This window comes from Qipengyuania sp., assembly GCF_048550555.1.
Classification (GTDB): Bacteria; Pseudomonadota; Alphaproteobacteria; order Sphingomonadales; family Sphingomonadaceae; genus Qipengyuania.
Genome location: NZ_JBLYYF010000043.1, coordinates 67007 through 77487, shown reverse-complemented (window position 1 = coordinate 77487; position 10481 = coordinate 67007). Strand labels below are relative to the sequence as shown.

At 64.5% G+C, this 10481-nt stretch carries 22 protein-coding genes; 20 read left to right on the top strand and 2 right to left on the bottom strand.

Annotation, left to right across the window (positions count from 1 at the left end; translation table 11 throughout):
* The first annotated feature begins 69 nt into the window (after positions 1-69).
* The 13 genes from pspA to ACN4E0_RS11670 all read left to right on the top strand — a co-directional run bounded on the left by pspA (position 70) and on the right by ACN4E0_RS11670 (position 4619).
* Positions 70-867, top strand: coding sequence for a phage shock protein PspA (gene pspA, locus ACN4E0_RS11730; protein ID WP_419568047.1), 798 nt, complete (start codon positions 70-72; stop codon positions 865-867).
* A 5-nt stretch (positions 868-872) separates the two neighbouring features.
* The gene (pspB, locus tag ACN4E0_RS11725; RefSeq protein WP_221600758.1) at positions 873-1169 is read left to right on the top strand and encodes an envelope stress response membrane protein PspB; all 297 of its coding nucleotides are present in this window, start codon (positions 873-875) and stop codon (positions 1167-1169) included.
* Positions 1166-1540, top strand: coding sequence for an envelope stress response membrane protein PspC (gene pspC / locus ACN4E0_RS11720; RefSeq protein WP_419568043.1), 375 nt, complete (start codon positions 1166-1168; stop codon positions 1538-1540). Before pspB ends, pspC begins: the two co-directional genes overlap by 4 nt.
* Before the next feature lie 27 nt (positions 1541-1567).
* On the top strand, positions 1568-1885 hold the full coding sequence (locus tag ACN4E0_RS11715; RefSeq protein ID WP_419568042.1) for a hypothetical protein: 318 nt from the start codon (positions 1568-1570) through the stop codon (positions 1883-1885).
* Positions 1882-2223: a hypothetical protein gene (locus ACN4E0_RS11710; RefSeq protein ID WP_419568040.1), complete on the top strand. Its 342-nt coding sequence runs from the start codon at positions 1882-1884 to the stop codon at positions 2221-2223. Before ACN4E0_RS11715 ends, ACN4E0_RS11710 begins: the two co-directional genes overlap by 4 nt.
* Before the next feature lies 1 nt (position 2224).
* Positions 2225-2548, top strand: coding sequence for a hypothetical protein (locus tag ACN4E0_RS11705; protein ID WP_419568038.1), 324 nt, complete (start codon positions 2225-2227; stop codon positions 2546-2548).
* Positions 2548-2862, top strand: a complete 315-nt coding sequence (locus ACN4E0_RS11700; RefSeq protein ID WP_419568037.1) for a hypothetical protein — start codon at positions 2548-2550, stop codon at positions 2860-2862. Before ACN4E0_RS11705 ends, ACN4E0_RS11700 begins: the two co-directional genes overlap by 1 nt.
* A complete protein-coding gene (locus ACN4E0_RS11695) occupies positions 2859-3140 on the top strand; it encodes a hypothetical protein (protein WP_419568035.1) in 282 nt (93 codons plus the stop codon). The genes ACN4E0_RS11700 and ACN4E0_RS11695 overlap by 4 nt, the downstream gene beginning before the upstream one ends.
* Before the next feature lie 31 nt (positions 3141-3171).
* Entirely contained in the window at positions 3172-3411 is a 240-nt protein-coding gene (locus tag ACN4E0_RS11690) for a hypothetical protein (RefSeq protein WP_419568033.1), read from the top strand.
* Positions 3408-3584 carry a hypothetical protein gene (locus ACN4E0_RS11685; protein ID WP_419568031.1) on the top strand — a complete coding sequence of 59 codons (177 nt, stop codon included), beginning with the start codon at positions 3408-3410 and terminating at the stop codon, positions 3582-3584. Before ACN4E0_RS11690 ends, ACN4E0_RS11685 begins: the two co-directional genes overlap by 4 nt.
* Before the next feature lie 41 nt (positions 3585-3625).
* Positions 3626-4033, top strand: a complete 408-nt coding sequence (locus tag ACN4E0_RS11680) for a SufE family protein (protein WP_419568029.1) — start codon at positions 3626-3628, stop codon at positions 4031-4033.
* Between the two features lie 5 nt (positions 4034-4038).
* The gene (locus ACN4E0_RS11675) at positions 4039-4389 is read left to right on the top strand and encodes a YbaN family protein (RefSeq protein WP_419568028.1); all 351 of its coding nucleotides are present in this window, start codon (positions 4039-4041) and stop codon (positions 4387-4389) included.
* A gap of 71 nt (positions 4390-4460) precedes the next feature.
* Entirely contained in the window at positions 4461-4619 is a 159-nt protein-coding gene (locus ACN4E0_RS11670) for a YqaE/Pmp3 family membrane protein (RefSeq protein WP_370033519.1), read from the top strand.
* Positions 4620-4653: 34 nt separating this feature from the next.
* On the opposite strand, the gene ACN4E0_RS11665 is transcribed toward ACN4E0_RS11670, so the two are convergent.
* Positions 4654-5172 (bottom strand): sterol desaturase family protein, encoded by a 519-nt coding sequence (locus ACN4E0_RS11665; protein ID WP_419568027.1) that lies wholly within the window; start codon positions 5170-5172, stop codon positions 4654-4656.
* Positions 5173-5221: 49 nt separating this feature from the next.
* Complete coding sequence (locus ACN4E0_RS11660) at positions 5222-5647, bottom strand: acyl-CoA thioesterase (protein WP_419568025.1); 426 nt, start codon at positions 5645-5647, stop codon at positions 5222-5224.
* A 90-nt stretch (positions 5648-5737) separates the two neighbouring features.
* On the opposite strand from ACN4E0_RS11660, the gene leuC reads away from it, so the two are divergent.
* The 7 genes from leuC (at position 5738) to ACN4E0_RS11625 (ending at position 10452) form a co-directional block, all read left to right on the top strand.
* On the top strand, positions 5738-7189 hold the full coding sequence (leuC, locus tag ACN4E0_RS11655) for a 3-isopropylmalate dehydratase large subunit (protein ID WP_419568024.1): 1452 nt from the start codon (positions 5738-5740) through the stop codon (positions 7187-7189).
* A 13-nt stretch (positions 7190-7202) separates the two neighbouring features.
* A complete protein-coding gene (locus ACN4E0_RS11650; RefSeq protein ID WP_419568022.1) occupies positions 7203-7361 on the top strand; it encodes an isopropylmalate isomerase in 159 nt (52 codons plus the stop codon).
* Between the two features lie 28 nt (positions 7362-7389).
* On the top strand, positions 7390-8220 hold the full coding sequence (locus ACN4E0_RS11645; protein ID WP_419568020.1) for an N-acyl homoserine lactonase family protein: 831 nt from the start codon (positions 7390-7392) through the stop codon (positions 8218-8220).
* Entirely contained in the window at positions 8220-8825 is a 606-nt protein-coding gene (leuD, locus tag ACN4E0_RS11640) for a 3-isopropylmalate dehydratase small subunit (RefSeq protein ID WP_419568018.1), read from the top strand. Before ACN4E0_RS11645 ends, leuD begins: the two co-directional genes overlap by 1 nt.
* Positions 8822-9820 carry an NADPH:quinone oxidoreductase family protein gene (locus ACN4E0_RS11635; RefSeq protein ID WP_419568016.1) on the top strand — a complete coding sequence of 333 codons (999 nt, stop codon included), beginning with the start codon at positions 8822-8824 and terminating at the stop codon, positions 9818-9820. The genes leuD and ACN4E0_RS11635 overlap by 4 nt, the downstream gene beginning before the upstream one ends.
* 67 nt (positions 9821-9887) lie before the next feature.
* Positions 9888-10214, top strand: coding sequence for a DUF1476 domain-containing protein (locus ACN4E0_RS11630; protein ID WP_419568014.1), 327 nt, complete (start codon positions 9888-9890; stop codon positions 10212-10214).
* Positions 10215-10218: 4 nt separating this feature from the next.
* Positions 10219-10452, top strand: a complete 234-nt coding sequence (locus tag ACN4E0_RS11625; protein ID WP_419568012.1) for a BolA/IbaG family iron-sulfur metabolism protein — start codon at positions 10219-10221, stop codon at positions 10450-10452.
* The last annotated feature ends 29 nt before the right edge of the window (positions 10453-10481 follow it).

Genomic DNA, 10481 nt, shown 5'->3' with positions numbered 1-10481 from the left:
GGGCCGGAGCGCCGCTCCCCCGACAGTCCCCGCGGCAGCGATGCCGAAGGCGCTTCGGCCCGCCCCCGCTTGTCGCGGATCGAGGAAGAGGTAGAACGGCTGCGCCGCTCGCCGACTCCGACCCGCGACGGTGGTCGGTCCAAGGGATCGGACTTTTTTGCCAACGGAGCACCTTTAATGGGCATTTTCAGCCGCACCCGCGACATCATCGCCGCCAATTTCAACGACATGCTCGACAAGGCGGACGACCCCCAGAAGATGATCCGGATGATCATCCTCGAGATGGAGGAAACGCTGGTCGAAGTCCGCGCGAGCGCGGCGCGGACCATCGCGGACCAGAAGGAAATGCACCGCCACTCGGTCAAGCTCGACAAGCTCCAGGCCGACTGGAACGAGAAGGCGCAGCTCGCGCTGTCGAAGGACCGCGAGGACCTCGCCCGCGCAGCGCTGGTGGAGAAGAAGAAGGCGGCCGACATGAGCGATCAGCTCAAGCAGGAAATCGCCGTGCTTGACGATGCGCTGCGCGCCTATGAGCAGGACATCCAGAAGTTGCAGAACCGCCTGCGCGAAGCGCGCAGCCGCCAGACCGCCATCGCCGCCCGGCTCGAAAGCGCGGAAAACCGCGTCAAGCTGCGCAGTCTGATGACCAATGAACGCGTCGACGACGCGCTGAGCCGCTTCGACCAGCTCGAACGCCGTGTCGACTATGCCGAGGGACGCGCCGATGCGCTGAGCATCGCCGACCAGTCGGACAAACCGAGCCTGGCCGACGAGATCGCCGCGCTCGAAGGCGCCGACGCGATCGACGACGAACTTGCACAAATGAAGAAGGCGCTCGGAATGGGCAGCGCCGACAAGGAGGACTGACACCCATGGAAGAGATCATCATCATCCCCGCAATCTTCATCGGGCTTCCATGGCTGATCCTCCACTACATCACCAAGTGGAAGACTTCGGCGACCATCACCACCGACGATGAAGTGTTGCTGGAGGAACTCTACAACCTCGCCAAGCGCCTTGATGACCGGATGGACACCGTCGAGCGCTTGGTTGCCAGCGACAACCCCGAATTCCGCCCCGCCCGCCTCGTCCACGACAGCGAGCAGGACAACCAGCAACTGCGCGAACTCGAACAGTTGCTCGCGGAGAAGAAAGGAGCCGCCAAGTGAACACGCCTCGCACCACGCTCTACCGCGACAAGCAGAATGCCAAGCTCATGGGCGTCTGCTCGGGCATCGCCGATTACACCGGCGTCGATGTCCTGTGGGTCCGCCTTGCGCTGATCATCCTGGTATTCGCCACCGGCTTCGCGCTTCCGGCCTATTTCGTCGCCGGCATCCTGCTCAACAAGAAGCCGGCTCACCTCTACGTCGACCATGACGAGACGCGCTACTGGCAGGGCGTGCGCCAGAACCCAAAGCGCACAGCACGGGAGATCCGCGCCAAGATGAAGGATGTCGATCGCCGTCTCGCCGAAGTGGAAACCTTCTACGTCAGCAGCAATCCGCGCCTCACCGCCGAAATCGAACGCCTGCGCTGAGCCGCGGCAAACAGGGGAGACTGAATTATGGACGCCGGCGCAATCGGAGCAATGATCCCGATCGTTGCCCTGTCGATCCCGATCGTCGCGATCTGGACCAGGCACCAGCAGAAGATCGCCGAAATGAACGTCAAGAGCACGGCCGAGGCGACGGCGGAGAAGGCAGCGCAATATTCGAGCCGCGTGACCGACCTCGAAGAGCGAGTCCGCGTGCTCGAACGCATCGTCACCGATCGTGGCTACGACATCGCGACGCAAATCGAGGCGCTCCGCGATCAACGCGCGGTGGAGGATCGCGACAGCGGCGTGCCGCTGACCATCAGGCAGGGGGAGCCGGCCCAATGACTTTCGGAGGGCCAGAATTCGTCCTCGCGATTATCGCGCTGAGCACCGGCGGCTGGCTAGTCAACAACTGGATCCGCGCGCGGCACGGCTATTCGCTCGAAGACGAATGGGGCGGCAAGACCGAGCGCAGCGACAGCGCCGAAACCAAGGCTCTGAAGGCCGAAAACCGCCAGCTGCACGACAAGCTCGACGCTATGCAGGATCGCATGGTGGTGCTCGAGAAGATCGTCACCGATCGCGGCTATTCGCTTCACGACGAGATCGAGGCGCTGCGCGACAAGCCGACCGCCGGCGACGCCGGCACGCCGCTGAACATCAAGGACAGGGAGCGCATCTGACATGGAAAAGATCGTACTGGTGGAGGCTCTCGCCCCCCTCCTCGCCGTCGGCGTCGTCTCGATGTCGATTGCCTGGGTCACCACCACCTGGATGCGGATCAAGAACGGATACCCGCTCGAAAACAGCTGGGGCAAAGCCGTCTATCCGAAAAACGACCAGGCAGTCGAGCGGGTCAAGCTGCTGACCCAGGAGAACGCCGAGCTGCGCGCCGAACTCGGCTCGCTGAAGGACCGGCTGGGCAATGTCGAGCGCATCGTGACCGACAGCGGCTATCACCTGACGCACGAGATCGATCGTCTGCGCGACGCGAAGGAGGCCAACTGATGGATCCGGACCTGCTGCTGATCTTCGGCTTCATCCTGACAATCCTGATGATCGTGATGCCGATGGCCTATCTGTTCCAGAAGCGTGCCGCAGAGCATGAGGAGCGCAAGCTCGAACTGCGGGCGCGCAAGGCCGAAGCCGAGGCGGCGATGGGCAGCCGCGGCAGTGCCGACTACCGCAAATTCGAGGACCGCCTGCGCGTCCTCGAGCGGATCGCGACCGACGGCAACCACAACCTCGCCCTGCAGATCGAACAATTGCGCGACCTGCAGGAGATCGAGAACACCGCCGCCCAAGGGGAGCGCGCGCTATGAGTTTCTGGACCGCCATCGTCCTGCTGGTGCTGATCGGATCGATCACCAAGGTGCTGACCGCCCGCTATCGCGCACAGCACGGCATCACAGCCGACCGGCATGGCAACGAGAATTACGTCAGCCGCACGGATCCGGGCGCACAGCGTGAGCTCGAGGATCTGCGCGAAAGGATCAAGGTGCTCGAGAGGATCGCCACCGACGGCAATTCGCTCGATGCGCGCGAGACCAAGCGGATCGCCGCCGAAATCGAAGCCCTGCGCGACAAGCAGGCCGACTGAAGGCGGCAAGGTTCAAGGAGGACATGGAATTATGTTCGAACCGACAGTGATCATAGCGGGCGCAGCTCTGGTGGGGCTGACCATCGTCGCGGCGGCGCTGCTGCGGGCCTGGCACGGCTGGCTGGCGCTGAAGCGCCAGGAACTCGAACAGCATCACGGTGGCGAAACGCCGGAAGCCGGTTCTCCCATGGGAGCGGCGCGGATCGAACTCGCCGACCTCAAGGAGCGGATCAAGAAGCTCGAAGCGATCGCCAGCGGGGTCGACCTGTGACCGCGGCGCGGACCGACGCCGCCCGCGCCGGGATCGGTCTCGGCAGTGCGATCGCCGTCGCCATCAGTTGGAGTCTGCACAAGTCGATCGTCTGGGCAGCCATCCAGGGTTTATTCGGCTGGTTCTATGTCATCTATTACGCCTTCACCCGCCCCGGAGGCTTGTCGGGCTGAGCCCGATAGACGCCCGCCGGCCCGCCCGCTAAGGGCGCGGCATGCGCACACTTTCCGACATTGCCGAAGAATATGAATTCCTCGAGGGCGACGAACGCTATCGCCTGCTGATCGAACTGGGTCGCGAACTCGAGGAGATGCCGCAGGCGCTGAAGACCGACGCCACGCTAGTGCGCGGCTGCAGCGCGCAGGTCTGGGTCTATCCGACCGGCGATGCGGATCGGCTGCATTTTCTCGCCGACAGCAATGCCGCGATTACCAAGGGCATCGTCGCGCTGGTCATCGCCGCGATGCAGGACAAGCCAGCGAGTGAAGTGGCTGACATGGATATAGCGGCCGCGCTCGAGCCCTTCGATCTCAAGAACCAGCTATCGAGCAACCGCACGCAGGGCGTTCCCAACATGATCGCGCTGGTCCGCGAACATGCCGCGCGGATCGCGGCGGGATAGTCCGGGTGAAGCGCCCGTTCTATTCCGCGCTCGGCCTCCTCAGCGTGGGCCTTGGGGCGGTGGGCGCCTTCCTGCCGATCATGCCCACGGTCCCCTTCCTCCTGCTGGCGGTCTATTTCTTCGCCCGCAGCAATCCCGAATGGGAGCAGAAGATCCTCGACCACCCGCATTGGGGGCCGCAGGTCCAGGACTGGCGCGAGCGGCGCGCGATCAGCCGCCGGGCGAAGACCATGGCGATCGGCGCCATGACCACCGGCGTGGTCTTCACCTGGTACACTCTTGGTCATCCCTGGTACTGGATTTCGCTGGCGGTTCTGATCACGTGCGGCAGCTGGATCGCGACCCGCAACGAGTGACTTTCGGAACGGCCTCACCCACGGCGCGTTGGATTATCGAACGACGGGAGGGCAGACCAAAGGAATTCTCGATGCCGATTCTGATCCTTATCGCGACCATACTGATTCCGCCGCTGGGCGTTGCCGCCAAGCATGGGCTGGGCGGGACGGCCCTGCTCAATCTCGTGCTCACGCTGCTGGGATATATCCCCGGGCTGATCCACGGGCTCTATGTGAACTACGCCAAGTAGCGTTCTCGCGACACGCGACCGAAGCGCCGGGGCCTCAGGCTCCGGCGCTTTCGCGTACCACCGCGATCCCCGCCTCCCGCTGGCGCTTGAGTTCGGCCTTCAGCTTCGCCGGGTCGCGCGCGAAGACGAAGCCGAAGCTGACCCCGCCCTCCTTGCCGATCGTCGCATGGTGGAGCTTGTGGGCCTGCACCAGCCGCTTGGCATAGCCCCGCTTGGGCACCCATGTGAAATAGCGCTGGTGGACGAGGCCGTCGTGTACCAGCGTGTAGATGATGCCGTAGAACAGAATGCCGAGGCCGATCCAAGTGGCGGGCCACCAGGCATCGAGGCCCATGACCATCGGGCTGCCTAGCAGGAACATCGAGATGCTCCCCGCGGCGCCGACCAGCGCGTAGAGGTCGTTGCGCTCGAGCAGATTGTCGTGCGGCTCGTGGTGATCGCGATGCCACCCCCAACCGAAGCCATGCATGATGTATTTGTGGCTCGACCACGCGACCAGTTCCATCGTCACGACGGTGGCGAGCACGATCAGGGCGGGGAACAGGAAATCCATACGGTAAATATAGGCTCGCGAGGGGCGCAGGCAAAGCCCGCCGTGCGGATCACTCGCCGGTGTAGCGTTCCTGCCTGCGCGGGAGACCGAAGAAATTCTCGGCCACGTCGCGACTGATGCGGGCCGGACGCAGGCTTTCCGCGTCGATACAGCACCACATGCTCTGGACCTCGGCCAGAACCTCTTCGCCGCGGCGGATCACCGTGTTGTAGAAGCTGCGTGCACCGGCGATCTTCTCGAGCACCGTCTCGGCTATCACGTCATCGTGGAGAAAAGCAGGGCGGCGATAGGTGATCTCGTGCTTGAGCGCGACCCAGGCCTTGCTCGCCACCTCTTCTGCGGGGGCCAGCTTGCGCCAGTGCGCGAGCACGGTGTCCTGCACCCAATTGAGGTAGCGTGCATTGTTGACGTGCCCCATGAAATCGATGTCATCGGGGAGGACTTTGATCGGAAAGGAAAACGGCTTTGCTGACATGAGTGTCAATAAAGCAGAGAAAGGTTAAGTTTGGAAGACTCTGCATTTGCCTTTTTGCCGAAGCCCGAAAGCTGCCGCAGACATGCCGCCATGGCTAGCAAACCGCGCACGCTTTACGAGAAGATCTGGGACACCCATGTGGTCGAGCGCCGTGAGGACGGCACCTGTCTCCTCTACATCGACCGCCACCTGGTTCACGAGGTCACCAGCCCGCAGGCCTTCGAGGCGCTGCGGCTCGCCGGACGCAGGGTGCGGCGCCCCGACCTCACGCTGGCCGTGCCCGATCACAATTTGCCGACCACGCGCAGGCTGGCGCCCGACGGGTCGCGGCTGCCGATCGCCGATCCGCAGAGCGCGCAGCAGCTCGCCGCGCTCGAGCGCAACGCGCCCGAATTCGGCGTCGCCTATATCGACGCGGTCGCGCCCGAGCAGGGAATCGTCCATGTCGTCGGACCCGAGCAGGGCTTTTCGCTCCCCGGCGCCACGATCGTCTGTGGAGACAGCCACACCGCCGCGCATGGCGGGATCGGCGCCCTCGCCTTCGGCATCGGCACCAGCGAGGTCGAACACGTGCTGGCCACGCAGACGCTGCAGTTGCGACGCTCGAAGGCGATGGAAATCCGTGTCGACGGCGCGCTGGGTCCGGGGGTGACGCCCAAGGACCTGATCCTCCACATCATCGGCGTGATTGGCACCGCCGGCGGCACCGGCCACGTGATCGAATACCGCGGGCGGGTGTTCGAGGAGATGAGCGTCGAAGGTCGGTTGACCGTCTGCAACATGAGCATCGAGGGCGGCGCGCGCGCGGGCCTGATCGCACCCGACGACAAGGTCTTCGCCTATCTCGAAGGCCGTCGCTACGCCCCGAAGGGCGGGGACTGGGATCGCGCGGTGAAATGGTGGCGATCGCTATCCACCGACGAAGGCGCGAGGTTCGACAAGTCGGTCGTGATCGACGCCGCCGATATCGAACCAACGGTGAGCTGGGGGACCAGCCCCGAAGACGTCATCCCTATTGGCGGTACCGTCCCCGCGCCCGAAAGTTTCGCCGACCCCTCCAAGCAGGAGGCGGCACGGAAGAGCCTCGACTACATGGGCCTCGCCCCCGGCACGCCGATCGAGGAGATCGCAGTCGAGAACGTCTTCATCGGCAGTTGCACCAATTCGCGGATAGAGGACCTGCGCGCAGCCGCCGCGGTGCTCGAGGGGCGCACGAAGGCGCCCAATGTGCGCTGGGCGATTGCCGTGCCCGGCTCGGGCCTCGTCAAGCGACAGGCCGAAGCCGAGGGGCTCGACCGCATCTTCACCGACGCCGGATTCGAATGGCGCGAGCCGGGCTGTTCGGCCTGCCTCGCAATGAATCCGGACAAGGTCCCTCCCGGCGAACGCTGCGCATCGACGAGCAACCGCAATTTCGTCGGCCGACAGGGCCCCGGCGCGCGCACGCATCTGGTCAGTCCGGCCATGGCGGCGGCGGCCGCGGTCACCGGGCGCCTGACCGATGTGCGCAAGCTCGCCCCTTGCCAAGAAGGCAGGGGCTGACCATTGAGAGGGGATGACCAAGAAGCTTTCCGGAAAAGCCGCCATCGCCGGGGCGATCGGCTCCGCCGCCATAGCGGCCGCCATGCTCTATGCGAACAAGCGCCGCGAGAAAAAGAAGGGGCCCGTGCAACCCGGCACCATCCCTTCGGGGGAGAAGCCCGAAACCGACTAGGATCGCATGCCACTGGGGGAGAGTACGCATGAGATTTCACCTGACCATTGCCGCCGCGGCGCTCGCCGCAGCGCCCGCTGTCGCGCAGGATGCGCCCGCGATCGAGCTGTGGCGCCTCGACTGCGGCACGCTGCAGCTGAGCGACAGCGAATCCTTCTCCGATACCCATCTCTACGACGGCCAACCGCGCGAGCTGACCGACAGCTGCTACGTCATTCGCAACGGGGACAAGTACCTCCTGTGGGACACCGGCCTGCCGGGCGATTTCGTCGGTCGCACGCAGACCTCGGGGGTCTATACATTGAGCGTCACACGCTCGATCGAGGACCAGTTGGGTGATCTCGGCCTGACCCCCGCGGACATCGATTTCGTGGGCGTCAGCCACTATCATTTCGACCATATCGGACAGCTGGCAGGCTTCGGCGATTCCACACTGCTGATCGGACAGAGCGATTTCGACGCGGTGAAGGCGGCCGATGGAACGGGCAATGTCGACCCGCGGCCCTTCGCGCACTGGCTCGACGAGGGCGGCAAGGTCGAGACCGTCGCGGGCGACCGGGACGTCTTCGGCGACGGCAAGGTGATGATGGTCTCGATGCCCGGCCATACGCCCGGACACCATTCGCTGGTCGTCCGCCTCCCTCGCATGGTCACGATGATGCTGACCGGCGATCTCTATCATTTCGAGGAGCAGATCGAGAATCGCGGCGTGCCGCAGTTCAACACCGACCGCGCCGATACGCTCGCCTCGATGCATCGCTTCAACCAGATGGCCGACAATCTCGATGCTACGATCGTGATCCAGCACGATCCGCGCCACATTGCCCGCCTTCCCGCCTTTCCCGAAAGCGCCAAGTGATGAGACCCGTATCGACCATCGAGGGCCGCGCCATCCCGCTGGGCCTCAAGAACGTCGATACCGACGTCATCATTCCTGCGCACTGGCTGAAGACCATTAGTCGCGAGGGGCTCGGCAAGGGCGCCTTCGAGACGATCCGGCAGACGCCCGGCAATCCCTTCGACGTCGAGGATTTCGCCGATGCGCCGATCTTGATTGCGGGCGACAATTTTGGCTGCGGGTCGAGCCGCGAGCACGCGGCCTGGGCGCTGCTCGACATGGGCATAACCGCGGTGATCGCCCCGAGTTTCTCCGACATTTTCGCCGGCAACGCCTTCAAGAACGGCATCCTCGCGGTCGAATTGCCGCAAGAGCAGGTCGACCGCTTGCTGGAAGTGGCACGCGAAGCGCCGATTACGATCGACCTCGAGAACCAGGTCGTCACCACCCCGTTCCAGGACCGGTTCGAATTCCCCATCGATCCGTTCCGCAAGCGCTGCATGCTCGAGGGGCTCGACGAGATCGGCCTGACCCTCGGCAGCGAAAGCGCCATTGCGACCCACGAACAGATGCGCGAGGGCACCCTGCCCTGGCTCGACAAACCCAACAGGAGAGAAGCAGCGTGAAGGCAGTCCTTTCGAAGGAAACCGGTGGCCCCGAAACCCTCGTCGTCGAGGATATCGACGAGCCCACCCCCGGCAAGGGCGAGGTACTGGTCAAGGTCGCGGCCTGCGCGATCAACTTCCCCGACACGCTGATCATCCGCGACATGTACCAGTTCAAGCCGCCCCGCCCCTTCGCGCCGGGCGGCGAGATCTCGGGCACGATCGAGGCGCTGGGCGAAGGCGTCAGCGGTTTCGCGGTCGGCGACCGCGTGATGTGCGGGGTCGGCAACGGCGGACTACAGGAAAAGGTGGCAGTCGCAGCCGCGCGCCTGTTCAAGGTACCCGAAGGGATCGACCTGGTGAAGGCCAGCGCACTGCTGATGACCTATGGCACCACAATCCACGGCCTCAAGGACCGCGGCGACATCAAGGAGGGCGAGACCGTGCTGGTGCTCGGCGCGGCCGGCGGCGTCGGCCTCTCCGCGGTCGAACTCGCCAAGGCCTACGGCTGCCGCGTGGTCGCCGCCGTCTCGACCAAGGAAAAGGGCGAAGTCGCGAAGAAGCACGGCGCCGACGAGGTGGTGATCTATCCCCGCGCCCCCTTCGATAAAGACACGTCGAAGCAACTCGCCAATGATTTCAAGGCCGCGGTCGGCCCCGATGGCGCGGACATCGTCTACGACATCGTCGGCGGCGACTATTCCGAACCCGCGCTGCGCGCGATCGCCTGGGAAGGCCGCTTCCTGGTGATCGGCTTCCCGGCAGGGATCGCCAAGATGCCGCTCAACCTCACCCTGCTCAAGAGCTGCGACATCCGCGGCGTCTTCTGGGGCGCCTTCACCGCACGCGAACCCGAGCGCAACCAGAAGAACATCGAAGAGCTGTTCGACCTGTGGAGGGCGGGCAAGATCGATCCGCTGGTCAGCGAGACCTATCCGATCGAACGGGCGCACGAAGCGATCGCCAAGCTCGAAAATCGCGGGGCGATCGGCAAGCTCGTCGTGGTGATGGAATAAGCGGCCTTGCAGGGCTTGGGGGCCGCGCCTATTCCGGCCCCCGAGATTCCATCCCGAGAGGACTGACATGACCGATTTCAAGGATCGCGAGCGGGCCGAAGAAGCCAAGTTCGCCTTCGACGAGGAAAACGCCTTCAAGATCGCCGCGCGCCGCAACCGGCTGGTCGGCGAATGGGCTGCCGATCTCATGGGCCTGACCAGCGAGGAAACCGACGCCTACAAGAAGGCGGTCGTGCAGGCCGATTTCGAGGAAGCGGGCGACGAGGACGTGATCCGCAAGTTGCTGGGCGACCTCACCGCGGCCGAATGCGATGTGAGCGAAGCCGACATCCGCGCCAAGCTGGAAGAATGCGGGGTCGAGGCGCGGCGCCAGTTCATGAGCGACCGGGCCTGATCGCATGCCGATGCCAGCCGAAGACATCGTCGCCATGATCGAGGAGGCGCTTCCCGGTGCCGTGGTCGAGATGCGCGACCTTGCCGGCGACAACGACCACTGGGCGGCCAAGGTGACCGCGCCGCAATTCACCGGGCTCAGCCGCGTGCAGCAGCACAAGTTGGTCTACGAGGCGCTCGGCGGGCGCATGGGCGGAGAGCTGCACGCCTTGCAACTGACCACCCAAGCCCCCACCTGATCTTTCGCAAACCGAATTCAGACAAAGGA